The organism is Paenibacillus sp. VTT E-133280, from assembly GCF_002264385.1.
Taxonomy (GTDB): domain Bacteria; phylum Bacillota; class Bacilli; order Paenibacillales; family Paenibacillaceae; genus Paenibacillus_AQ; species Paenibacillus_AQ nitricinens.
Genome location: NZ_NFUX01000065.1, coordinates 1 through 24,461 on the forward strand (window position 1 = coordinate 1; position 24,461 = coordinate 24,461).

Here is a 24,461-nt window from a genome sequence, read left to right on the forward strand (position 1 = left end):
GCGTCTGCCAATTCCGCCACGACCGCACATTATGTACACCAATGAAATAATCACTGTACATAAGACTATACATTTTTTTCGGATAAATAGCAACTTATTTTTAAATTGTTGTACAGATGAATCCAACAACAACGATATAACCGATTTAACATATTCAAATCCCCATAGGCATAACCAATCACAGTTATTCAGTTTATATATTTCACTTATAAGAGGCTGGTATGATACAACATAATTAAAGAATGTGCTACATCAGAAATATCACTGTAATTCCAAACCAGAAAGGACGAGTACGTATGAACCACCAGTGGAATACCGGAATCTATGATGCTGATATGGCCTTTGTATCTCAGTTTGGAGAATCCTTAATTGAGCTGCTTCGCCCCCAGCCTGGTGAACAGATTATGGATTGGGGCTGTGGAACTGGCGATTTGGCAGCAGCCATCGCGGCTAGAGGTGCAATTATAACAGGAATTGATGCCTCGGACGAAATGATTCAGACTGCCCGTGACAAGCATCCTCAGCTAACCTTCATCTTAGCAGATGGGCAAAATTACACTGCGGAACAGCCGGTCGATGCTGTGTTCAGCAATGCTGCTCTACATTGGTTGACCGACGCGAATGGAGCTGCCGCTTCTATTGCAGCTAGCCTGCGGACAGGTGGACGTTTTGTCGCTGAGTTCGGTGGGCTGGGCAATATGCATCACTATTGGAACAGCATGGACTGACAGTAGACCTCGCTCTTTGTTTCGACCGTCCAACCCCGCTAGAGGCTGGAGAGCAAGGGTTCCAGCGCTGGTTGAACACTTTTGCTAATGGAATCTTAAGTGTCCTCACCCCCTCTGAACGAGAGGAAGTCCTCACTTACATGGAACAGAAACTGAAGCCCACGTTATTTCAAGCTAACCGTTGGGTGATGGATTATCGAAGAATCCGTGTGTTAGCTTACAAACGGGTCTAATTCTGAGGGGAGTTTCTTCCTATGCTACAAAAAAAAGAGTGTACCGGTGCAGTGTCGCACCCATACACTCTTTATTAATTACAATAGATGTTACCTTTTATCTCCAATATATCGATCACTACCAGCACCAAGTCCGACAACTAGCAGCAATACGCTTGCACAAAGCAATAAAACTAGCGGCATTGTCCAGCTATTCGTAACATCATGCAGCCATCCAAATAATGCCGGACCCATTGCAGCAAGCACATAGCCCACGGATTGCGCCATACCCGACAGTTCCGCGGCTTCTTGAGTGCTTCTAGTCCGTAGACTGAAGAACATCATCACAAGGCCGAAGGCGAATCCTCCGGCAATCCCAAAGCATATCGCCCAGACTGCCATTAAAGCACTGCTACCCAGCCAAATTCCACCTATTCCTATGAAATACAAAATAGCCGTGATGATTACCAGAATACGTTGGTTCTTCATCCGACCTGCCCACAACGGCACAAAGAAAGTAAACGGCAACTGCGCCATTTGCATCAGCGATAGTAACCAGCCTGCATGGCTTGATGACATTCCTCGCTCACCAAGGAGAACAGAAAACCAAGCTATAAAGACATAATAGAGCAGTGACTGTAGTCCCATAAAAATCGTTACTTTCCACGCAAGCGAAGAACGCCACATATTCCCACTGGAGACCGAGCCCTTAGCCCCAGTCCCTTGATCAAGCTTACGCATTTGCGGAATCCAGAACAAAGTTGCCAGTGCAGCGATCATAAACCAAATTGCCAAAGTCCCTCTCCAGCCAAATCCAGCATTACTGGCTAGCGGTACACTAATTCCTGAAGCGATGGCTGCACATAAATTCATAGAGACCGTATAGACACCTGTCATTAATCCAATTTTGTGGGGAAACTTCCCTTTAATAAGCCCTGGAAGCAGTACATTACACACTGCAATAGAAAGCCCGAGTATCGCCGTACCTGTGAACAACAATCCCGTTCCAGATCCAGACCGAATTAGAATCCCCATAGCAAGCATAACCATGGCAATCAATAACACATTAGCCATCCCGAAACGGCGGGCTAGCTTTGGAGCAAACGGGGACAAGATCGCAAAAGCCAACAATGGTAAAGTGGTAATAGCTCCTGTTAAAGTATTCGATAAGCCTAGATCATCCTGAATCATTTGTACCAGTGGACCAACGGAGGTGAAGGGCGCTCTAAGTGCCGCTGCGATAAACACAATCCCCAACACTAGCAGCCAGCGATCATATTTGGTGTCCGTTAAACCTCTATTCTGAATGTTTCCTTCTCGTTGCGATGCTTTCATCATGTATCCTCCTAAATTACAACAAGCATAAACGCCCTTGACATCCCTGTAAGGACGGTGAGCGATTACGCCAGAAATATAAAAATGTTTATTACATGGCATTAAGACCTATCATCCACTATTATTATAAAAGTTACAAGCCTTAAGTAATTTCATAACCCTATTATTGACAAAATCGAATGACATCTTTAGTATCCATATAATCAAGACAATTGAGAATCAATTTCATTCGATCCCTACATATTCCTATAGAAAAGAGTGAACAGAATGCTTCGAAGGTTTTTTTCCTACTATCGTCCGTATAAAAAACTATTTATATTGGACTTCTCCTGCGCTGTTTTTGCAGGTCTGCTAGAACTAGCTTTTCCGGTAGCTGTCAATAAATTTATTGATGATTTGCTCCCCGGTCAAGATTGGCCGCTGATACTCATTGCTTGTGTCGCGCTTCTAGCTATTTACGCCTTGAATACGGTAATGCAATATATCGTTACTTACTGGGGCCACATGCTTGGTATTAACATCGAGACCGATATGCGTAAAAAAATGTTCAATCACATCCAGAAACTATCCTTCCGATTTTTTGATAATAATAAAACAGGTCACCTAATCGGACGTATCACCAACGACCTAAATGATATCGGCGAGGTGGCGCACCATGGTCCTGAGGATGTATTCATTGCCATCATGACACTCGTCGGAGCTTTTATCCTGATGGCTGATATTAACCTGAAGCTGGCGATTATTACTTTTATTATCGTTCCAATTATGGCTTGGGTGATCATCTACTTCGGACGCAACATGACTTCCACCTACCGCCAGCTATTTGGGAATGTAGGTAGTTTCAATGCCCGTATCGAAGATAATGTGGGCGGAATCCGGGTTGTGCAATCTTTTGCCAATGAGCAGCATGAACAAGCGCTATTCGCCGTAGATAATCAAATGTTCCGTAAAACTAAGCTTCTTGCTTATAAAACCATGGCCAAAAGCTTATCCGTCAGCTATATGATGACCCGCCTCATTACGATCCTTGTGATGATCAGCGGTGCTTGGTTCTTCATCAATGGCGAACTTCAAATCGGTGAGTTTGTGGCATTTATTCTGTTGTCCAATATCTTTTTCCGTCCGATCGAGAAGATCAATGCCGTTATCGAGAGTTATCCTAAAGGAATTGCCGGCTTTAAACGTTATCTAGAAATTATTGATACGGAGCCGGATATCAGCGATAAGCCGGATGCCGTAGAGGTAAGCACTTTACACGGTGATATTACCTTCCAGAATGTCTTTTTCGGTTACGACGAGGACCGTCCGGTTCTACAAAATATCAGCCTGAAAGTGAAGGCTGGCGAAACGATTGCCTTTGTCGGGCCTTCTGGTGCAGGAAAAACAACCATTTGTAGCCTGCTTCCTCGTTTCTATGATGTCACTGGCGGGGCTATCACCATAGATGGCATCGATATCCGTGACATGAAGCTAGAGTCGTTACGTAAGCAGATCGGGATCGTGCAGCAGGATGTATTCCTGTTCTCCGGTACGATTCGTGAGAATATCGCCTACGGAAAGCTGGATGCGAAGCTGCCTGAAATCTGGGAAGCTGCCCGGCGTGCCCATCTGGAGGATCTCATTCAGAATCTACCCGAGGGCATGGATACAGTGATCGGAGAGCGCGGTGTGAAGCTGTCCGGTGGACAGAAGCAACGCCTAGCGATCGCCCGCATGTTCCTGAAGAATCCGCCGATCCTGATTCTGGATGAAGCTACTTCCGCACTGGATACAGAAACGGAAGCCGCGATTCAGCAATCGCTGGCGGATCTGTCCGTGGGTAGAACCACACTCGTCATCGCCCACCGATTGACGACGATTAAGAATGCCGACCGGATCATGGTCGTGAACGAAGAAGGCATTGCCGAGCAAGGCCGCCATGAAGAGTTAGTCCATGCCGGCGGCATATACAGCCGGCTGCATCAGGCGCAGTATAACGCCTAAGGACGTTATCTAGAGCTTCTGAAGAATGATTGATTCAGCTTCTGGGATTTTCAAAAAAAGCAAGCCTAGTCCCACGTCATTGGCGACTAGGCTTGCTTTTTCGTACTTCTCATCTATTTCCTGCATGAGGGCTAAATTGGTGAGTTAGGGAGTATTGGAGTTAGGAGTATTGAAGTTAGGAGTATTGGAGTTTAAGAGTTATAGGGAGTTATGGGCTTTTGGATTCGTGGGAATGAAAATTAGGGAAATCCTCCCCAATTTCATCGATATTACGGTCCTGATTTCAACAATTAGGGAATTCCTCCCCTTAAATTCACCTAATTAGCTCATTACAGTGGATTTCAGGCGATTTTCAGGGAGAAATTCCCTATAAAGCTTAAAATCCAGCGAAAATCCGCAATTTTTAGGGAGGATTTCCCTAAAATCAAAGACAACACAATCTAAACACTCGCTCAAACACAAACTATTTTCATCTGCGCCCAATTCGATAATTAATCCTCCCAAAACTAAGTTTTTTTAGGATAGAGCCTCATCGTTGCGTTTAGGGTATCAAACGACCAAACTCATCCGTCCCTTAGCATAAATAGAAACTTTTCAATGGTTTTGAAGGACGAAAAGTGAATCTCGTATTTCCAATCTTAATGTACAGATGTTAATCAATTACTGGTTTTTCCTTCGATAATATCATTATTAACATTAAAAATATTAAAATAGAATTCTCAAGCTGGGTAAAGTACTGATAACTAACCATGTAATATTGTACCTTAGCTTCCTCGTCTTTAAAGCCATCATGCAAGACATATATGTAAGAAATATTGATGCTGAATACATTAAGAACATCTGCCTTACTATTTCTTCATCCCAATCTTCAGTTTTCAGCTTATAAAATGCAAAAAAACAACAAATAGAACTTGCAGAATTGCTTTAATCCTAGTGTTCTTAAATTCACCTTTCACTCTACCACCTCTTTATTTAATAACAGTTCTGATTACCGATAGATTAATCCTCTATTTTAAATCTTTTTAAAAAAAGAAGGAGCCGTGTAATAAACACGACTCCCTCTTAGTATAAACCGCATCAAAGGCGGCATATGTGATATGATCAGCGATAGACCGCAATCCACCGTTTATTTCTTCGCAATATGCACTTTAAGCTGCTTGCCCTTTACGGTCGTCTCTCTCATCGCTTGCAGAACCATAGCACCCTTACCGTTCAAAATATCCACATATGTCACATTGTCCTGAATCGAGATAATGCCGATATCTTCGGCGGACATCCCCTCAAGCTTCGCGATAGTTCCTACAAAGTCCACGGCTCTTAGCTTCTTTTTCTTGCCGCCGTTGAAGTACAGCTTCATGATCTCTTTGTTCAAGCTTTCGCTTTTGTCCTTCTTGCGGACAGGCTGCTTGTTAATCTTCTGCTCAAACGCTTCCTTCGCGTAAGCAACGGCATCATCTGAAGGTGCTTTCATAGTTGGGATGCTGAAGCCTATATAGCCTTCAATGTCCTTCACCCACTTTTGCTCATTTGGAGTGACAAAAGTGATCGCTTTACCCGTCTTACCTGCACGAGCGGTTCTGCCTGTACGATGTACATAGCTTTCTTTTTCCAGCGGAATATCGTAATTAATCACGTGGGTGATGTTCTCGATATCAATCCCTCTAGCCGCCACATCTGTAGCGATTAGATAACGGAACTGCCCTCTTTTAAAAGCGTTCATGACCTCAAAGCGCTCGTCCTGCTCCATTCCCCCGTGGATCTTATCACAGGGATATTCCAGATCAGCCAGCCCTCTAAATACCGCATTCACCTGTTCTTGTGTGCGGCAAAAGATAATACAGCTGTCCGGATTCTCCACCGTAATAATATCGCTCAGTAGCGAGAACTTGGCAGCTTGTCTCACTTCGATCAATGCATGCTCAATTGTAGCGGTTGTAATTCCACTTGCTTGTATCTCAATTTCCACCGGATCGCTCATATATTTCCGGCACAAATTCTTAATCACTTCCGGTAATGTAGCGGAGAAAACACAAGTCACTCGTTCTTTTGGCAGCTGCTTAATGATCTTTTCGATCTGCTCAATGAACCCCATGCTCAGCATTTCGTCTGCTTCATCGATGATCAAATACTGGATCCGATTTAGCGGAAGCGTACCTCTTTCAATATGGTCGAACACACGTCCAGGCGTACCTACGACAACATGTGTTTTTTGAGTAAGCTCAATTTTTTGTGGAGCAAAGGGCTGCTTACCGAAAAGAGCCACAGCCTTAACCCGTTTAAATCGTCCAATGTTGGTGATATCCTCTTTCACTTGCATGGCAAGCTCCCGAGTAGGCGTTAGAATCAAAGCCTGCGGCTTATTCTCCACCCAATCCACCAAATCACAGACCGGGATTCCGTAAGCTGCCGTCTTTCCACTACCCGTTTGCGATTTAACGATCAGATCCTTTTGCTGAAGAGCTACAGGGATCACTTTACTTTGAACTTCTGTTGGCGTCTCATATTTCAGAACATCCAGCGCTTTAATAATGTCTTCGTTTAACTCATAATCTCTAAATTGCAATTCACTCATCGTTCAACCTCTTCTATGCCGATTGTTCTGGTTAAAGCGGAAACTCCGCGATCCTTCATCTTGTGCATACTTATCATTATAACAGCTATTGGCTCCCTTGATTCCATTCCTTATAGAACTGGTCCAGATAATTAAGCATAAAATCATGCCGTTCTTCTGCTAACTTGCGTCCATAGGTTGTATTCATCAGGAATTTTAATTTTAATAACTTTTCATAAAAATGATTGATAGCTGTTCCTTTGCTGTAATCCCTGTACTCCTTTTGAAGCGATTTATCTCTTGGAGACACTTCCGGATCATAAGCCGGACGACCTTTCGCCCCTGAGAAAATAAAGGTTCTGGCAATCCCAATGGCCCCAAGTGCATCAAGTCGATCGGCATCTTGGACGACTTGGCCTTCAAGAGTCTGCATCGGTTCTCCCCCGCCACCGCTAAAGGACATCGTCTCAATAATCATCATAATATGATTAATTTGTTCCTCATTTGTAAGAGATGAAGAAAGCCAAGTACGTACTTTATGCAAACCTTCTTCTTTAGACGGATTAAGCTTCTCGTCAGCAACATCATGCAGCAAGGCGGCCATCGTGCAGACAAATACATCTGCGCTCTCGATCTTGGCAATTTCAGCGGCGGTGTTGCGCACTCTGTCGGAATGCCACCAGTCATGACCCGTAGTATCTTGTCCCAGTTGTTCTTTAACAAAATCTTCGGTCCGAGCTATAATTAAAGATTTATCCATCGTAGAAAAACTCCCTTTCCGTAAGGAATATCGAAGCCTTATTATAGCTGATAACTTATCCATTCGCCCACTAGAAATCGAACCTAATATAAATTCTTACTTGCATGACTCGGAATGATCCGCTATAATCGGCAGTATCAAATTTTCGAAGGGAATTGGTTCTGGTGAATACAAATACAATCATGCTGAATCAACTTCATTATTATCACAAACAGCGTTAGCATTCCTGAATTTTTTCAGGGAGGCTAACGCTACTCGCGTTGGCCTCCCTGCGGCATAGATACGCGCAGGACCAAGAGGTCCTGCGCGTTTTTTATTTTCTAAACTATGCCAATTCAAAGGAGCTACTAATGATGCAAAACATTAAAGGAACTTATGACTACTTCGGTAAAGAGCAAGCGCTCAGAAAGAACATTCAAAAAACGCTGCAGGATTTGTTCGAACTCTATGATTTTGAATCTATGGACACCACATTATTAAACGAACTGGAATTATTAACCTCGAAATATGCAGGTGGAGATGAAATTCTCAAGGAAATGTACCAACTCTCGGATCAAGGCAACCGCAAGCTAGGGTTACGCTATGATCTGACGATTCCTTTTGCTAAAGTGATCGCATTAAATCCAGGGATAGAGTTCCCCTTCAAAAGGTATGAGATCGGAAAAGTGTTCCGAGATGGACCCGTAAAACGCGGGCGTCTGCGTGAATTCCTACAATGTGATGTCGATGTGGTCGGCATTTCCGGCCCTGAGGCTGAAGCTGAGCTAATGCAACTGGCTACCGAAGCTTTCCGCAAGCTGGACATTCCTATCATCCTAAAATGGAACAATCGACGTTTTCTCGGTGAGATTCTAGCATCCATCGGCGTACCTGCAGAAGCGCAACTTTCCGTTATGCTCACCCTTGATAAACTTGAGAAAATCAACATTAATGGAGTGGAGAACGAGTTAATTGGCAAGGGGCTAGAATCTGCAACCATCGCAGCGATTCTTGCGCTTATCGAAATGGACAATCCAAGCTTTGAGCAGTTATGCGACAAATACAATCTTACAACACAACCGGGTGCGTCAGAGGTTCTCGTCCTACAAAATCTAATCCACAACATTGGACTACAAGATACTTGCCGCTTCGATCCTTTCTTATCACGAGGTCTTTCATTCTACACAGGAACAGTTTACGAGATCTTTGATGCATCGGGTTCCTTTCCCTCAAGCTTGGGTGGTGGAGGCAGATATGACGCGATTATCGGACAGCTAGTGGGCAGAGAGGATATTGAATATCCTACGGTTGGGTTGTCTTTTGGTATGGAGTCAATCATGGCGCTCCTGGCAGAACGACCTACCCAAGAAAATAGTGCAGCTAATGTTATGGTCATTCCCATTGGTGAGACACTACCACAAGCTTTGATTGCAGCGGCTGAGCTGCGTGCTTGTTCTATAAGAACCACTCTCGCATCTGGTAAAAGAAAATTAAAAAAGCAACTCGCCACAGCCTCATCCAAAAACATCCGTTACGTAATACTGATCGGCGAAAGCGAAGCAAGTGATGATAAGGTGCGTTTGAAGGATATGGCGGAACAAACAGAGGTTATCGTTCCGCTGGATGAAGCTATTTACCTCATCACTGGCTAAGCTGGTATTCACTTTAAAAAGATCTCATAAAAAAAGACCCCGCCGACGGCCGGCGGGGTAAAGTTTATATTTAAGGGAGGTTATATATGTACTATAACCTTGCAAGCTTAATATTTTATGAATGACGGATAAAGATTCCCTTAATCCTTCTTAGATCTTAAACCGATCTACCAGCGCCTGTAGCTCCTTGGCACTTTGGGTATTCTCGTCAGCCACCGTAACTTCATGAAATGTCTTCTCAACGATATCAGCCGTCTTCACCGCAATATCCTGAATCCCAATAGCCCCCTCATTTACTGTAGCAGCCACTTCATTGACCGCTATAGAAATACTAGATACCGCCATACTTAGATGATCGGCCGCGGTCTCGAATTGATTCATCAGCAAATTCACTGTAGTAGCATCTCTGTTATATTGCTGACTTACCTCCGTTAACCGCTCATAATCTCCAAGAACATTCTGGTCAATAAAAGCAAGTAACGCCTCTGAATTTTCCTTCATTAGTTCAACAGAAGCATATACACCTGAAACGACCCCTTGAATCCCAGCCGCAGTCTCTGACGATTTCTCAGCCAACTTGCGGATTTCACCAGCTACAACAGCAAAACCTCTACCCGCCTCACCTGCTCTAGCCGCTTCAATCGCTGCATTCAAAGCAAGCAGATTAGTCTGACTAGTAATCGATAGAATCGTATCCGCCAGTACATTAATCTCCGAGATCGCATTCGACTGTTCAATTGCTTTTTCCATATCGATACGAACAGATTCATACACTCGCTTCGCATTATCCGTAGACTCTAACGCCTCATCTTGTAACTCCATCGCCCGCTCACTGATCTGTTTGGAAACTTCCGCGCCTTCCTTTACATTAATGGAGATCTCGGATACATTAACATCAATTTCAGTAATCGCTGCCGTCATCTCTTGTGTTGAAGCTGCTGTCTCTTCCATCCCTGCCGAAAGCTGCTGTGTTGTTGCCGAATTGTCATGAGCATTCTCCCGCACATCTATAGACAGCTTTTCAAGAGTCTCCGCATTATCAAGCACCTTGGTCGAGATCGTGATTAGACTACTCGCCATATCACGAAGAATAACCCGTGTTCGGAGCATCGCAATGGCTATCGTACCTGTTTCATCTTTGTTTTTCGTCAGATACTCGTACTGGGAGTCATACGTCAAATTCAGCTCTGCCGTTCTATTTATCAAATCTGTCAGTTTAGTAATCGGTGAAGAGATTTTTTGGGCAAAATATAAAGCAATCAACAATGCAATAATCAAACTTCCAGCACCCAGCAACAGATTAAAGCTTCTCATCTCGTTCACTGGTTTTACAATTTCATCTAAATTTGCGGTTAGCCCAAGCAACCAGTGGGTCTCAGGCATAACGGTGTAGGCTGATTTTTTATCCACATCATTATATGTATAGCTAAGTAGGCTATCTTCTACTTTTTCACCAGATTTCACACGCTTCACCACAGCCATGATCTGATCATTGGCAACAGGCTGTCCTACTTGCTTCTTATCCGGATGGTATAGTGTATTCCCATTCTCATCGAGAAGATAAGCATACGAAGTCGTTGTATTTACTACTTTTGCATCTGCTAAATACTTAATCATACTATCTGCAGAAACCGCTGAAGCAACATATCCAATCATCTTCCCGTTACTCTTAACCGGATGCACAAAAGCCACCACATAAGCCCCAGTAGATTTTGATTTTAGCGTTTCGCTAATGACCGGCGCCGCGGTATCCATAACTTTTTTTGTATAATTTCTTTCACTAAAATCCGTACCTATAAGCTTAATGTCACTATCAGCCACAGCGATGCCTTTCATATCACTGACAAAAGCATGTTCAAGGTTCCCAGCATCCTTCACAATTCCCTGAAGGCTGATATTCACCTCATTCTGTAGCTCACTCCCCTTGGCGACTCCACCATTCCCTGCTTGGAGTAATAATTCGACAATTTCCGACCTTCCGGCAATAAGCTCAATACTTCTCTGCTCCTTCGAAATCATAGACGATATGGTCTGAGCTTTATTCGTATTGACCTGCTTCATAGAATTCTCAGTAAGGCTCACAATTGCCTGAGTTGACCTTAAATATGTAAAAACCCCCATTACAGCAATACATAATAGGGTCACACCTATCATCATAAGTGATAGTTTAAGACGAATCTTCATTTTTCCTCATCCTTCCGACTACTGTTCATTAGCGAACAATGCAATTGTAAATAATACAACTACTATCGGATATGACGATAAATTAGTGAATATTGATGAAGCGAAAATACGGAAAATATCAAAAAATGTCGAATTTTTGCATATAAATGCAGGAAAAACTAGTTCTACTAGTTTGGTCGCCTTCTTCATACTAGTTATTAAGACCTGTTTTAACTCTATGATGAAATAGGCGGTTCTGACTGGGACGCCGGGGTAACTTGCGTGATTGCACCATCTGTTAAGGGGTGTTTAGTTTTGCTACGTAAAAATAGACCAGACATCGCAGCGAGAATTTGCTGAAATAACATTCCTGAAATTACGGGGAGCGCGACAGCCGGAGGGAAATATTTTACTGCGAGCACAGCTCCCGCGCTTAAATTACGCATGCCGGAATTAAATTGCACAGCCACAGAATCTTCATAGCTAAAACGGAAACGGTGTGATACTAATGCTCCGATTACATATCCAAGAACCACGGTTAAGAAGGTTACGCCAATAATAATTGCCAATTTACTATCCGGGTGTTTCAGATAACGGGCAATGCTGGCACCATTAATAGAAACGACCATGAACAACCCAATCTTTACAAATGGGGAAAGCGGAGGTCCACATACCGTATTCACCTTACCTTTTGTCCATTGATTCAGAAGCATCCCGACCACTGAAGGAATGACAACCATCCATAGGAGCCCTTTCATCATTTCCCCAAGTTGAATCTCCACACTTGCTCCCATGAGCAAATACAAGGTACCCGGAACGACAATCGGTGACAAGAGCGTATCGATCAGAATAATTGCCAAAGTTAATGCAATATTCCCGCCGTATATGGATACCCACACCAAGCTAACGACACCCGTTGGGATCGCAAACAACAGTACAAATCCAGTCACTGTGTAAGGATCTCCCGGAAAAACAGCACTTGCAACGAGCCAGCCAATGAGCGGCATCACGATATGAAGAATAATCATCAACACGATCAGCTTCTGTGGTTTCAGCAGTACGCCCAGCAGATCTTTGAGATTGGATTTCAAGCTTCCGATCAATGTCATAAAAGCGAATATCCAAGGGACGAGACCTGTGAATGGTAGCAGTCTGCTTTCATTAAGTACGCCAACGACGATGGCAGTAGGGGTTAATAATGGCATGATTTTTTCGAGTACAACATTGGATTTGATGAGTCCATTTTTTATATTCGTAAGCATGTTTCGCACACCTTATGTATGGATGTCATACATTCCTTATCCGCAAATTTATGTTGTAGCAGTCTCTATAAGCTTACAGAAATCATACAGGACTTTCCATTAATCTACTACACAAAAAAGGAACCAATTCTTTAAATTAGCTCCAAGTAGTAATTTTATAGAAATGCTTTACGACTTAAACCCCTTGCGGAAACAATGCATCCAGTGCTGGACATGGCAGTTTATCCAGAAACTGAGCCAAAGGCGCTGGCATGTTACTGTATAAGTCCTTCAGTGAGGTTCCCTGAAAAATGTTGCCAATAATAACGGGATGACATAATTCAGAGATCAGGATGTCCCCATTTCCATGTAGATGAAGCTGTTTCTTGCCCTCTATGCAATGTGGAAAATAAACGCCCTGTTGCTCCTCGAACCCAAGCATATCCATAAAACGGTCCATGCAAGTGAAATACAAGATCGTATCCTCTTTCTTCATAGCGATCAGTTCACTCACAGCATTCTTTAATTGTTCGCGGGCAGCTATAGACTTCCAGCCTGTATGATCCATGATAATACTGTTCTGAATCTCATGTGTTCTAACACCCATCGCGTAGACATGATCGCTGATTTCCTTCATGTTATCCTGAGTTTCGCTGAACAACAGCGTCTCCAGCACCGTATCTACACTAGATGCCGCGAACATAGTAATGTTCTCTCTAATTTTCTCATAGATGCTTGGATGAATATTATAATAACGAGAGAAGGCGTCCGCAGTAGTAAAATTGAATGAAATATGTATCGTCGTTAATCCTGCCGCGACCAATTGATCAATCCTTTCAGCATTTAAAAGACTGCCGTTCGAATTCAGCTGTGTCTGAATCCCTCTGGATGAGCAGTAGTTTACAATCTCCACACAGTCATCGAACTTTAATGTGACCTCGCCACCTGACAAGCGTACTCTTTTCAGATCAGGAAGCTCTTCAAGAATTCGGATAACCTCTTTAGAATTGATGCTTTGTCCATCATTTCTATTATACGCACAACAATAATCGCAGCGGAAATTACAGTTCGAGGTAACTCCTATTTCTAAGCCTTCCAGCTCATAAGTAAGCGGTTTGTCTAATTCCAATGCTTTATATCTCATACTCTAAAGTCCTCCTGAAAAATAATGATTTGATTCAAGGGCTCAATCTTAGAGATTATAAAGGTTTATGGATTAGGTTAATGTGAGGTTTATAACAGTCGAAGTGTGTTTGAGAAATCCAGGTCAGCAGCTTCAGTCGTAACTCCGGAATGTTTAGACTTCCGGAGACAGCCCATGCTTACGAAGTGAGCTTTCCTACGGAAAGCTTTCGGGCGGTCGCTATCGCTTCTACAGTTCCAAACTTCCCTTCATCACTACTTAGCTGATCTCATTTTTCGTAATGCTTTCCTTCTTCGAAAGAGTTGCCACCTGATGGTATCCACACACTCTGGTGAATTTTCTTCTCATTTACGACTGAATAAACATAAATCCAACCTTCTTCGTTTTTAAATCTAACTTGTAAATGATAAGGATTTAGTGATTGAGCTGTTCTGTTTTTCGGGATACTTGATAATCAATCCAGTAGGGGCGAATAGCGAAGGATAATAGCAGAAGTACAGTTATTGAAGATACTATAATTAAACCAGACTTCCTAATCTGACGGGGTAAAAACAAGGCTACTCCAAATATAATGAGGACAAAAACAACCGCAACATAACCCTCCTCTGAATCAGGCTTCTTTCGAAGTCCATGACTCATTTACTGGTCTGAACCATTAATTTCCAGTATAATGCTTTATTGTAAGTAAACACAACTCATGCAGAACTCTTGAAAGGAGCCAAAAGATGAGGAAAATCATCCTAAACGCACTCATTATCCTAATATTCATATTTGCTACAGGCTGTACATCTAATGCTGATACTGTTGATACACCGCTGTACTCAGGGAAAAGCTTATTTATAGGTGTTGTTGGCGAGGTCCCTAAAATAAGAGAAGAACATATCCACTTCACAAGTATTTCTTTTGAGGAGTTAGAAGATTACGATGAACTTTCATCTGATTATGATGCTGTAGTTATTATGAAGGAGCATCTGCAAGAAGCGGACGACAATAAGTATGTTAAAGTATATACTCATGCAGGGATTCCTTTTTTCTTTATACAGTCTACCAAGTCATTTATGCCATTTGTTCTTGAAGACGTATCGTATGAGCACTCTTCTTTAAAAGACTTTAATAATAATATGTATGCCACAGGATATTTTCATAATGGTGAAAAATATAGATCTTGGGAAGATGGGCTTTACAACGACAAAATAAATGAACCCAACATTAAAGATGCCTACTCGCGGATATTCACTACTATCGAGTCCATCGAGAATGGTACGTATGAATAGGCATATCGCCCTTCGTAAGAGAAAGATCATTTATGCCGTAAAATTTATAAATTCCGATCCATTTTAGATTTCATATCCCAAACTCCCCTACCTCCTGCACCCAGTAAATGAAATTGTGATGGAAGATGGCAAGGGAGATTTATAGGGAAAAACCCCCTATTTTCAGGATGATTTCTTCAAAATTACCCATTTATGCGGAATTTCTCCCTATAATACGGGGAATTTTCTAAAAAACGATGATATCCGCTGAAATATAGGGAGAAATTCCCTATATTCCACCTGTACAACCCTAAAATGCAGAATTTATAGGGAGGATTTCCCTATACTTTAATAGATCTATTCCATACTAGCTTTATGTGAGAAAGATAAGGATAATTTAATGCGTAAGCATATAATATTTTTCCTTTTAAGAAAAAAAGGCTGCCAAATGGCAGCCCTTTTCTTTTGATAACGTATCATAATCCCGCCTATAATTCCACCGACTTACCCATCTCATTCCAGACAGGCTGTCCAATCAAGCCCACACGCCAGATTGCAATTCCTTTAAGACCATAACGTTTGGCAAGTCCAACCTTGGAATTTACTGAAGTTTCATTCTCACTATAAACGGAAATACCGAGAATCAGCTTATCCTTACTCACTTGCTGAAGCGCAAGCCGGATACCTTCATCAACTAAACTCATCGGCTCTGGCATTTTTTTCTCCTGCAAATAATCATAAGCCATAATGACCAAATCGTCTGCGAGGCTGCCTAGCGTCTTGTAATCATAACCTTTATAAGAGCTGTTTAATGGATGAAGGATAACCGTGAGCTTAAGACCTGCTGCATGTGCTTTTTGAGACAGATTCTTCACAAACGCATTATAATCTGCTTGAACCTTAGCTTTATCTCCTGTGAGACCCAATCCCTCAAGATCCAGCGTGATGCCTTGGAATCCCTTTTGTGTAGCCAGATCAACGATTCCTGTAATCGTCTGCTCTTGAAGCACTTTATCTTCCAGGTTCTTCGTCAGCTCGGATGCAGTATCACCAGAAAAGACCATCAGATAAGGCGCTGTGCCCCCTGCTGCTGCATTTGAGATAATAGACTCTGGAGTTACATCCCCAGCCGCTTGAGGCCATCTAAAGTCAGTACCTGTCGTGGTGAATTGTCCGCTTTTATCAATCCCGCTCCAACCAAAAGCTACAGCATCAAAGCTAGGAAGCAAGGAAATTTCGCTGTATGAGCTAAGCGCATAGAAGCCCAGCTTGTACATATCCGTCTTGGGTGAAGTGATGGATACCGTCTTCGTCGCTTGATCCCAAGCTACCCCCGCACCAAACTGCTGGCCGAAGAAGCTAAGCGGAATCATCGTGTTATTGCGGATCGTTTGCGGGGCAACCCCTAGCTTCACAACTTCGCCGTTTACGCCTGCATTTTTGCTGCCAAGGGTCAACGTTACCACTTTAGTACCCGCTGTATCCGTCTTGGTCGCGGTAATTTTCTTAAGCGCTTGATTCCACTCTACGTTGATCCCCAGCGCTTCAGAGATCGCCCGGAATGGAACCATCGTGGTTCCGTTCATCACAACAGGTTCTACTGGAAATGGTAGTGCATAACCGTCCAGCACAATACTAACTCCACCTGCTGGTGCTGCTTGTGTAGTATTTTGGAGTAATGCCGTGGTGCCACCTAGCGATATCGCCAGACATAAGACCAATTTACCAATCCGTTTGTTCATGACTGTTAAGTCTCCCATCTTCCATAATATGAAGTGTAATCTCTTAAACTCTTTATATGTCTTCTACCATTTTACCAAAGATTATCCAATTGTAAAATTAATAGATTGTCATTTATGAGCTTCGAAATTATTTTTCATATTAGTAGAGGTCGACAAAATTACATAAACACACTCAAAAAGGTACCCACCGCTCGTTCAACATCTACATCCACAGCAACTTGTATGGGCTTACCCACTTTTGGCTGAGCCCGCAAATCCGCTACGACCATTCCAGATGTAAACTCACCTTTGTGCTCCACACGAACATTCATTTCTTTATAGGTTACTAGATCTGGTTGCAGCGCAACCATAAGCGCGAGTGGATCATGCAGCGGTGCACTGTTAATCAAAAAGTTCGCTTCACGATAGAAGTTAAAATAATGAGTGAGCGATTGTTCCATAAACGAAATGATCGCTTTATTCTCTTCACGTCCAAAACGGTTTAATAAATCGATATGCTCTTGGGTAATCCGCGTCTTAAGCGTAACGTCTAAACCCACCATCAGAACGGGAAGTCCAGATGTAAATACATGATCAGCAGCTTCCGGATCTCCAGCAATATTCGCTTCTGCAACCGGTGTTCTATTGCCGGGATTAAAGATCGCACCGCCCATCACCACTACTTTTTTCAAAGTATTCCTAATACCAGGGTCCAAATCAAGCGCCATCGAAAGATTGGTTAGATGTGCCAGTGTAACTAATACAATTTCTCCGGGATTCTCATTAGCCATCCGAACAATAAACTCAGACGCAGTCTCGCTAATGGGACGCTGGCTGGATGGAGCAATTTCCACATTACCAATACCGTTCTCACCATGCACATGAGTGGCGTAGCCTGAGTGCTCACGAACGAGTGCCTTGGATGCTCCGATGGCTACAGGAATCTCATACCCAGGCTTAGCAAGCTCAATCAGTCGCAGAGAATTGTCCGCCGCCTTTTCGACATCAATATTCCCAAAAACGGTTGTAATTCCTTCTACAATGACATTTGGAGCACGTAAGGCATATAGAATTGCCAGTGCGTCATCAATACCTGTGTCTGCATCAATAATAATTCGTGTTTTGCTCATTTATTTTCTCTCCCACCCTGTAATGTCGTATGGATTATCATATCACGGCCTACCAGTACGCTCAATTTTATTCCTTTGCTGTTTTTTAAAAGTATGAATAAAGCTTTCAGGATCACACTCTACCAAATAAGTATATACACCTTTACTCGTGTACAGATAGAACATCCCCTCTGAACCTCCCATTGAGCGATAGGACATATCTAAAATATCTTTTATTGGAAATTCACGATGACGAGTCACAACTCTATCTTTGTACAAATACATAAAGCGATTGCATGTAATACTTCGTTGTTCTCCATCCTTAATTTCTCGCTGTATCTTATAGTACGGAAGCTGAGCTACCCATTTCATTTGAAGTCCTCCTGCTTGACGTAATGGACTCCATTTTATTATTCTTTTTACCTTTTTGCAAAATAAAGAAGCTCGACGATCCCCTTAGAAGGAATCATCAAGCTTCAGGAATACCTTTTATTTCGCAGTATAAGCTACAGCTGCCTGGCAAAAGCGTTCTAACGCTTCAACTAGAGTAGATCTAGGACAAGCTAGATTGATCCGCAGATGACCTTGTCCCTCAGTTCCAAAGACAGAGCCTTCATTAAAAGCAACTTTAGCCTCTTTGTACATTAGCTGTTTAAGTCCATCAATATCCAGATTCAGACCGCGGCAGTCAACCCATAGGAGGTATGTGCCTTGCGGATGCATCACTTGGACCTGTGGCAAATGCTCTGACAGATAGCTAATCGCATAGTCCACATTGCCTGACACGTACTCTAAAAGCTCATCCAACCATTCTTCACCATCATTATAAGCAGCTTCTACTGCACCTTGGGCGAAGAAGCTAGCCATATGTAAACTCAAGGCTTTCATTTTTCGATCAAATTTAAGCTTTAATTCCGGATTGGAAGACACGATAAAAGAAGATTGTAACCCCGGTAGATTGAAGGTTTTGGTCGCAGCAAGTGTGGTCAGTGTAATATTCGCAATTTCCTCAGATAAGGATGCAAAAGGGATATGCTCATAACCTGGAAGCGCCAAATCACAATGAATCTCATCAGAGATTACGGTCACTCCATAACGCAGACAGAGCTCACCAAGCTTCAGCAGCTCTTCTCTTTCCCATACTCTACCACCCGGATTATGCGGACTGCATAAAAGCAGCAGCTTGGCTCCACCTTGCATCAGCCCTTCCAATTGCTCATAATCCATCTCGAAGCGTCCATTACGAATAACAAGCGGATTCTTGGCGACCTTGCGATCATTCATTTGGATGACATCATAGAAGGGATAATAGACTGGCGACTGTAAAATAACCTCGTCCCCTGGCTCAGTAAACAGCTCTACAGAAAAACTTAAGGAGGTTACGATTCCTGGAGAATCCGAAATCCATTCCGGTTTAATTTCCCAATCATGCCGTCTTCTGAACCACGAGGTGATAGCTTCTTTATAAGAGTCACTAGGTACACTGTATCCGTAAACCCCTTGTTCTGCGCGGCGCAGAATCGCTTCCTTCACTGCAGGAGGACTTTCAAAATCCATGTCTGCCACCCAAAGTGGCATTATATCCTTCTCACCAAACAACTTCTCGGACTGGTCCCACTTGTAAGAACGTGTATTACGGCGGTCAATTACGCGATCGAAATCATACTTCAATTAAAGTCACCTCATCCTTATAAACTTGTCCCTTATTGTATCATGAGGCGGAGGATATCGCACTCTGGATAAGAAAGAACGCACTTGTCGAAAGTGCGCCCTCTTTAACTCTTATACAACTTCATGTTATTGCAGCCACTCATCCAAATGCGATGCCACGAATCCATCATCCACCAGATGGGGATAGTCTCTGCGCACTCTGTTGATTTCCTCCAATTGCCCCGGAGATAATCGTTCCTCCGAATTTAGACACCATAAGCCTTCAAGCAATCCTTGTTGGCGAAGCACCTCATGAATACCCGGGATACAGCCATGAAAATGATGCGCGGGATCAAATATCGCCGCATTGCTATCCGTCACTTCAGCCCCAAGCGTCAACCAATTGGTTGCCAACGAGGGTTCACTTCTAACCTTTTTAATCTCATTAAACAGCTGTACTGCTTTGCTCGTCCAAACTGCCCAGTGACCGAGTAGACCGCCGACTATTTTTTTCTCAACGGGCTTGCCGTTCACCATAAATCGGAAGGTCGTGAGCAGATCGCTGATAATATTATCGTCATTTCCTGTGTAAAGAGCAATTTCTTCACGGCGGCTGGATTCAAGCACGGCTCTGACTACATCCAGCGTCTGATAACGATTAAACGGTGCCATTTTGATGGCGATTACGCCTTCAATTTCAGCGAATGCCTTCCAAAAATCAAAGCTTAAAATCCGTCCTCCCACCGATGGCTGAAGGTAGAAACCAAATACCGGAATCAAATCCGCCACTCTGCGTGTTCGTTCCAATAATTCGTCCTCGTTTAAGTCTTGCAGGCCCCCCATGCTAAGCAGTCCTGCTTCGTAACCAAAACTTGCAGCAAGGCGCGCTTCAAGAACAGCCTGCTCCGTCCCACCGCATATACCGGCTACTTTCATGAATGGCCGATTTAGCAGGGCAAGTTCCACCTCTTCCGCAGCTAGACGTAACACAGGTTCCAGCAGCCCTACTTCTGGATTCCTGATCTCGAATTGAGTGGAATGTACTGCAACCGCGATCCCTCCAGCTCCGGAAGCAAGATAATAGCGTGTAAGTGCCCGCTGGCGTCGTTCATCTAACTTACGTTCTTTAGTTAAGGCGAGCGGATGCGCGGGAATAGCCAACCCATCATGAAGCGCGGCATGTAATTCCGAAGTCAAAGGTACTCTTGTCAGTGTCATTAATATTTGCCCTCCCGCTCCTGAAAATGCGTCGGTTTATTCCAGGTTTCTCCGCCTTGTCCTACCCAATCGCCAATCCAGTCGATCATTTCGGCCAGCGATACCTTCGGGTAGCCGAAGGTGGCGGCGGCTTTTGCCGCGTTACTTAGGAGCGCAGTTGATGCTTCTTCTCCTGTAAAGATCGGCTCAACCCCCAACTTTCGACCGAATTCATTCGCTGCCCAGCGCAGGGACAATGTCTCAGGCCCGGTAATGTTCATGACATTAGGCGGCGAACTGCAACGTAGCAGTGCTCGCAATGCGATTTCATTCGCATCCCCTTGCCAGATCACATTGGCATGACCCATTGTGATATCAATGGGAATACCTTCCTTCACCGACCGAGCCAGCTCCTGCAACACACCATACCGCAGATCAATGGCGTAATTCAGCCGATAAATGAACATCGGCGTTCCATTTTTATGAGAGAAATGTTCAAAAATACGCTCACGCCCCAGACAAGATTGCCCATACTCACCGTTCGCGTTCGGAGAAGTTCTTTCCGTTGCGCCTCCTTGGTTGACCGGAGTAAAAGGGTACACGTTGCCTGTCGAGAATACAACCATTCGTGAATTAGGGAATCTTTCCGCTACGCGTCCCGGCAGATAGGCATTCATCATCCAAGTAAAATGCTCATTCCCTGTCGTGCCAAATTTATTCCCGGCCATATAGAGAATATTTTGAGTTTCAGGGAGTGCCTGCAGCGCCTTATCGTCAGACAAATCGGTGGAGATAATCTCGACCCCGGTCTCTTCAAGCTCTCGACTCAGCTCCTTATTCGAGAAGCGGGAAACGCCGATAACTTTCTTGTCTAGCCCCGCTTGGCGAATTGCATTCACCGCTAGCCTTGCGAGACTGGGGCCCATCTTGCCCCCCACGCCTAGCAGCATAATATCCCCATCAAGCTGGCTCAGTTCCTCAATCAGTGCTGCCGATGGACTTGCCAAGCGCTTCTCCAACTCTTGAACGGTTCGCATCATTGAACTCTCCTCTCCATTGACTCAAGTTTGTTGCTTTTACCACAAAAGACCTCATAGCTTGGTGTAATCGGACACGATGCTAGTTATAATTGAAAGCCGGCTATCTGAGATTAGAAGCTAGCTTGCTGTGATCGGAAACCAAGCTAACTACAATCGAAAACTAACTACATTCGCAAACCAGCTTGCTACAATCGAAAACTAACTCTCTGGTTGCAGAATGTACAATAGAATTTCCAAATTCATTGCTAAAAAAAGAATCTATTGCACTTCATACACCAGATTCCTGCTATAAGCTCGTTTAGTGGTGATTATCTGAAATTTCATTGCACAAAGTGCAATAGAATCAAAATCCAGCCTCTCTTGAGCGGAATCTATTGCATAAAATGCAATCACTCAAAGCAAAGCAATCATCTCATTCAAATCAATCAAAGCAATAAACCAAGCTCAGTTCAGTCAGACAATCTAGTAAACTCATACTAACTCTTGTCGTTGTATAGCTTAGGCGCTTGCCTTGTAATCCGACGTTTGGCCTCATTCTCTTCCAACACCTTCAGCCCTAAGCGCCTCGCGGAAGTCCAACTCAATTTCATCGCCATCCTGCACAAGGTCGCAATTCCTCCGATAGCCGCTTCCGGAGTCGCAAATACGTACGATTCGTGAGATATTTGCGACATGCGCGACACTTGCGATCCGTGCAATTCGTGCAATTCGTGCGATACGTGCGATTCGTACAATTCGTGCGATATAAGTGTATTTCGTACACTTATATCAACTCCTGTTCCCGTAGATGGCAATTTAGTTGTACTATCTGCAATTAAAAATCCAAAATGAGCCTACAAGCAGCGATTTGATAAGATTTAACTGTATGAAGTGCAGTTAAAGTCCAAATGAGACGATTACGATATAACTGTAGTTGTATAAAGTGCAGCTATTTCATCTTACAAGCATTAGATTATTTCAGTCTCGGCTATTATTTGATGTGCACCGATTCTATCGCGCTCAGCAACTCTTCTCTAAGCTCAACAGGGAGAAGAAAGTCAAAGTCACAACCAAGATTCGCCTGAAGCACACGCTCATGAAACAGCAAGCCATACCCTCTGTCATAGTGCGGCTTGGGTGCTTGCCATGAGACCCTACGTCGTGCCAATTCTGCATCCGACACCTTCAGCTCCAAGCGCCTCGCGGAAATATCCAGCTCAATTTCGTCGCCATCCTGTACAAGCGCCAGCGTACCACCGACAGCAGCTTCCGGCGCCGCATGTACAATCAATGCGCCATAGGAAGTACCGCTAATCCGCGCGTCAGAGATGCGGACCATGTCGCGTATGCCCTGCTTCAGCAGCTTTTGTGGAATCGGGATTTGCCCGATCTCCGGCATCGCTGGAGCACCCTTCGGACCTGCGTTTTTAAGCACTAGCACACTGTTCTCATCCACGACCAGATTAGGATCATCGATCCGCTCATTTAGATCGGCCGGGCTCTCGAACACTACAGCGCGTCCGATATGCTTTTTGAGATAAGCGGATACAGCAGTTTGCTTGATCAGCGCCCCATCCGGTGCCAGATTCCCGCGCAACACAGCAATTCCACCTTGGCTGTCCAGCGGCTCCTCCAAGGTACGAATCACATCTCCGTCAAGTATTGCCGCCTGAACCAGATTTTCTGTAACCGTTCTGCCAGTTACAGTCAAACAATCCCCATGCAGCAGCGGCTCCAGCTCCTTCATCAGCGCGGGTACACCACCTGCCTCGAAATACTCCTCCATCTGATATTTGCCCGAAGGACGCAGGTTCAAGATAAACGGGGTCTGGCTACTGATCCGGTCAAATGTCTCTAAAGGCAGCTTCATCCCCAGCCGCTGGGAGATCGCTATAAGATGGATGATAGCGTTCGTCGATCCGCCGCTCGCCATCGTAACTGTGATCGCATTTTCGATCGCCGCTGCAGTCATGATGTCGCGGGGACGAATGCCCTGGCGAACCAGCTCTACGATCTGCTTGCCCGTTCGCTCAGACATATGCCTGCGTCTGCTGTCCGGCGCCGGGATAGCCGCACAGCCCGGTAACGCCATGCCGATCGCTTCAGCGATCGAGGCCATCGTGCTGGCTGTGCCCATCACCATGCAGTGACCGTCACTACGGCAAATTGCATTCTCTGCAACAGCCAGCTCTTCGTCACTTATATTTCCGGCTTTATGCTCCAGCGTAAAGCCGTAACAATCCGTGCACGCTCCAAGACTACGCCCGCCCAATCTGCCATTTAGCATAGGACCACCTGTCAGCACAATGGCTGGAATATTGGCGCTAGCGGCTGCCATCAGCTGAGCGGGTACTGTTTTATCGCAACCCCCAAGCAGTACTACCCCGTCAATGGGATGCCCCTTCATCATTTCTTCCGTATCCATCGCCATCAAATTACGCAGCAGCATCGTTGTTGGCTTCAAATAAGGTTCACCGATCGAAATCGTCGGGAATTCCATCGGTACGCCTCCTGCCTGCCAAACACCACGCTTCACATAATCCACCAGTTCATTAAAATGGGAATGGCATTTATTCAGCTCACTAAACGTGTTGCAAATGCCGATTACGGGCTTGCGGAGATCTTCTTCGGTGTAGCCCATAGACTTAGTGAAGGAACGATGGATAAATCCCCACAGATCTTTTTCCTGAAAATAAGCCTCACTCTTCAACTTACCGCCTGATTCAGCCACACTCTCCTCGCTGTCCCAGCACTCCGTCATGAC

18 protein-coding genes are annotated in these 24,461 nt (G+C 44.2%); 4 read left to right on the top strand and 14 right to left on the bottom strand.

Features of this window, described 5'->3' with window-relative positions:
* The first annotated feature begins 296 nt into the window (after nucleotides 1–296).
* Nucleotides 297–728, top strand: a complete 432-nt coding sequence (locus CA600_RS31915) for a class I SAM-dependent methyltransferase (protein WP_256989983.1) — start codon at nucleotides 297–299, stop codon at nucleotides 726–728.
* Between the two features lie 323 nt (nucleotides 729–1,051).
* Here CA600_RS31915 and CA600_RS23735 read toward each other — a convergent pair whose 3' ends face one another.
* The gene (locus CA600_RS23735; RefSeq protein WP_094873349.1) at nucleotides 1,052–2,275 is read right to left on the bottom strand and encodes a CynX/NimT family MFS transporter; all 1,224 of its coding nucleotides are present in this window, start codon (nucleotides 2,273–2,275) and stop codon (nucleotides 1,052–1,054) included.
* 267 nt (nucleotides 2,276–2,542) lie between these two features.
* On the opposite strand from CA600_RS23735, the gene CA600_RS23740 reads away from it, so the two are divergent.
* Complete coding sequence (locus CA600_RS23740) at nucleotides 2,543–4,258, top strand: ABC transporter ATP-binding protein (RefSeq protein WP_094873351.1); 1,716 nt, start codon at nucleotides 2,543–2,545, stop codon at nucleotides 4,256–4,258.
* Nucleotides 4,259–5,384: 1,126 nt separating this feature from the next.
* Here the strand turns inward: CA600_RS23740 and CA600_RS23745 are convergent.
* Nucleotides 5,385–6,830, bottom strand: coding sequence for a DEAD/DEAH box helicase (locus tag CA600_RS23745; protein ID WP_094873353.1), 1,446 nt, complete (start codon nucleotides 6,828–6,830; stop codon nucleotides 5,385–5,387).
* A gap of 85 nt (nucleotides 6,831–6,915) precedes the next feature.
* Nucleotides 6,916–7,569 carry an HD domain-containing protein gene (locus CA600_RS23750; RefSeq protein WP_094873355.1) on the bottom strand — a complete coding sequence of 218 codons (654 nt, stop codon included), beginning with the start codon at nucleotides 7,567–7,569 and terminating at the stop codon, nucleotides 6,916–6,918.
* 350 nt (nucleotides 7,570–7,919) lie between these two features.
* On the opposite strand from CA600_RS23750, the gene CA600_RS23755 reads away from it, so the two are divergent.
* Nucleotides 7,920–9,200 carry a histidine--tRNA ligase gene (locus CA600_RS23755; protein WP_306440412.1) on the top strand — a complete coding sequence of 427 codons (1,281 nt, stop codon included), beginning with the start codon at nucleotides 7,920–7,922 and terminating at the stop codon, nucleotides 9,198–9,200.
* Between the two features lie 150 nt (nucleotides 9,201–9,350).
* Here CA600_RS23755 and CA600_RS23760 read toward each other — a convergent pair whose 3' ends face one another.
* The 3 genes from CA600_RS23760 to CA600_RS23770 form a co-directional block, all read right to left on the bottom strand.
* Entirely contained in the window at nucleotides 9,351–11,384 is a 2,034-nt protein-coding gene (locus tag CA600_RS23760) for a methyl-accepting chemotaxis protein (RefSeq protein ID WP_094873359.1), read from the bottom strand.
* A 215-nt stretch (nucleotides 11,385–11,599) separates the two neighbouring features.
* Nucleotides 11,600–12,625 (bottom strand): bile acid:sodium symporter family protein, encoded by a 1,026-nt coding sequence (locus CA600_RS23765; RefSeq protein ID WP_094873361.1) that lies wholly within the window; start codon nucleotides 12,623–12,625, stop codon nucleotides 11,600–11,602.
* Nucleotides 12,626–12,800: 175 nt separating this feature from the next.
* Complete coding sequence (locus tag CA600_RS23770; RefSeq protein ID WP_094873363.1) at nucleotides 12,801–13,748, bottom strand: radical SAM protein; 948 nt, start codon at nucleotides 13,746–13,748, stop codon at nucleotides 12,801–12,803.
* A 725-nt stretch (nucleotides 13,749–14,473) separates the two neighbouring features.
* On the opposite strand from CA600_RS23770, the gene CA600_RS23775 reads away from it, so the two are divergent.
* Nucleotides 14,474–15,022: a hypothetical protein gene (locus CA600_RS23775; protein WP_256989984.1), complete on the top strand. Its 549-nt coding sequence runs from the start codon at nucleotides 14,474–14,476 to the stop codon at nucleotides 15,020–15,022.
* Between the two features lie 467 nt (nucleotides 15,023–15,489).
* Here CA600_RS23775 and CA600_RS23780 read toward each other — a convergent pair whose 3' ends face one another.
* From CA600_RS23780 to CA600_RS23810, 8 genes are all read right to left on the bottom strand, one after another.
* Nucleotides 15,490–16,743, bottom strand: coding sequence for a stalk domain-containing protein (locus CA600_RS23780; RefSeq protein WP_094873366.1), 1,254 nt, complete (start codon nucleotides 16,741–16,743; stop codon nucleotides 15,490–15,492).
* Between the two features lie 158 nt (nucleotides 16,744–16,901).
* Nucleotides 16,902–17,852, bottom strand: coding sequence for a nucleoside hydrolase (locus tag CA600_RS23785; RefSeq protein ID WP_094873368.1), 951 nt, complete (start codon nucleotides 17,850–17,852; stop codon nucleotides 16,902–16,904).
* 42 nt (nucleotides 17,853–17,894) lie between these two features.
* On the bottom strand, nucleotides 17,895–18,203 hold the full coding sequence (locus CA600_RS23790) for a hypothetical protein (protein WP_094873370.1): 309 nt from the start codon (nucleotides 18,201–18,203) through the stop codon (nucleotides 17,895–17,897).
* A 117-nt stretch (nucleotides 18,204–18,320) separates the two neighbouring features.
* The gene (locus tag CA600_RS23795) at nucleotides 18,321–19,502 is read right to left on the bottom strand and encodes a MalY/PatB family protein (RefSeq protein WP_094873372.1); all 1,182 of its coding nucleotides are present in this window, start codon (nucleotides 19,500–19,502) and stop codon (nucleotides 18,321–18,323) included.
* Nucleotides 19,503–19,628: 126 nt separating this feature from the next.
* Complete coding sequence (locus CA600_RS23800) at nucleotides 19,629–20,699, bottom strand: dihydrodipicolinate synthase family protein (RefSeq protein WP_094873374.1); 1,071 nt, start codon at nucleotides 20,697–20,699, stop codon at nucleotides 19,629–19,631.
* Nucleotides 20,699–21,715: an NAD-dependent epimerase/dehydratase family protein gene (locus CA600_RS23805; protein WP_094873376.1), complete on the bottom strand. Its 1,017-nt coding sequence runs from the start codon at nucleotides 21,713–21,715 to the stop codon at nucleotides 20,699–20,701. The genes CA600_RS23800 and CA600_RS23805 overlap by 1 nt, the downstream gene beginning before the upstream one ends.
* Before the next feature lie 479 nt (nucleotides 21,716–22,194).
* Nucleotides 22,195–22,392, bottom strand: a complete 198-nt coding sequence (locus CA600_RS30995) for a hypothetical protein (protein WP_143812192.1) — start codon at nucleotides 22,390–22,392, stop codon at nucleotides 22,195–22,197.
* Between the two features lie 296 nt (nucleotides 22,393–22,688).
* Nucleotides 22,689–24,458, bottom strand: coding sequence for an IlvD/Edd family dehydratase (locus CA600_RS23810; RefSeq protein ID WP_094873378.1), 1,770 nt, complete (start codon nucleotides 24,456–24,458; stop codon nucleotides 22,689–22,691).
* Nucleotides 24,459–24,461 lie beyond the last annotated feature (3 nt).

What these genes read in the sequence shown, in the direction of transcription:
- CA600_RS31915 (WP_256989983.1), top strand. Translation starts at nt 297, where the DNA reads ATGAACCACCAGTGGAATACCGGAATCTATGATGCTGATATGGCCTTT.
- CA600_RS23735 (WP_094873349.1), bottom strand. Translation starts at nt 2,275, where the DNA reads ATGAAAGCATCGCAACGAGAAGGAAACATTCAGAATAGAGGTTTAACG.
- CA600_RS23740 (WP_094873351.1), top strand. Translation starts at nt 2,543, where the DNA reads ATGCTTCGAAGGTTTTTTTCCTACTATCGTCCGTATAAAAAACTATTT.
- CA600_RS23745 (WP_094873353.1), bottom strand. Translation starts at nt 6,830, where the DNA reads ATGAGTGAATTGCAATTTAGAGATTATGAGTTAAACGAAGACATTATT.
- CA600_RS23750 (WP_094873355.1), bottom strand. Translation starts at nt 7,569, where the DNA reads ATGGATAAATCTTTAATTATAGCTCGGACCGAAGATTTTGTTAAAGAA.
- CA600_RS23755 (WP_306440412.1), top strand. Translation starts at nt 7,920, where the DNA reads ATGATGCAAAACATTAAAGGAACTTATGACTACTTCGGTAAAGAGCAA.
- CA600_RS23760 (WP_094873359.1), bottom strand. Translation starts at nt 11,384, where the DNA reads ATGAAGATTCGTCTTAAACTATCACTTATGATGATAGGTGTGACCCTA.
- CA600_RS23765 (WP_094873361.1), bottom strand. Translation starts at nt 12,625, where the DNA reads ATGCTTACGAATATAAAAAATGGACTCATCAAATCCAATGTTGTACTC.
- CA600_RS23770 (WP_094873363.1), bottom strand. Translation starts at nt 13,748, where the DNA reads ATGAGATATAAAGCATTGGAATTAGACAAACCGCTTACTTATGAGCTG.
- CA600_RS23775 (WP_256989984.1), top strand. Translation starts at nt 14,474, where the DNA reads ATGAGGAAAATCATCCTAAACGCACTCATTATCCTAATATTCATATTT.
- CA600_RS23780 (WP_094873366.1), bottom strand. Translation starts at nt 16,743, where the DNA reads ATGAACAAACGGATTGGTAAATTGGTCTTATGTCTGGCGATATCGCTA.
- CA600_RS23785 (WP_094873368.1), bottom strand. Translation starts at nt 17,852, where the DNA reads ATGAGCAAAACACGAATTATTATTGATGCAGACACAGGTATTGATGAC.
- CA600_RS23790 (WP_094873370.1), bottom strand. Translation starts at nt 18,203, where the DNA reads ATGAAATGGGTAGCTCAGCTTCCGTACTATAAGATACAGCGAGAAATT.
- CA600_RS23800 (WP_094873374.1), bottom strand. Translation starts at nt 20,699, where the DNA reads ATGACACTGACAAGAGTACCTTTGACTTCGGAATTACATGCCGCGCTT.
- CA600_RS23805 (WP_094873376.1), bottom strand. Translation starts at nt 21,715, where the DNA reads ATGCGAACCGTTCAAGAGTTGGAGAAGCGCTTGGCAAGTCCATCGGCA.
- CA600_RS30995 (WP_143812192.1), bottom strand. Translation starts at nt 22,392, where the DNA reads ATGTCGCAAATATCTCACGAATCGTACGTATTTGCGACTCCGGAAGCG.
- CA600_RS23810 (WP_094873378.1), bottom strand. Translation starts at nt 24,458, where the DNA reads ATGACGGAGTGCTGGGACAGCGAGGAGAGTGTGGCTGAATCAGGCGGT.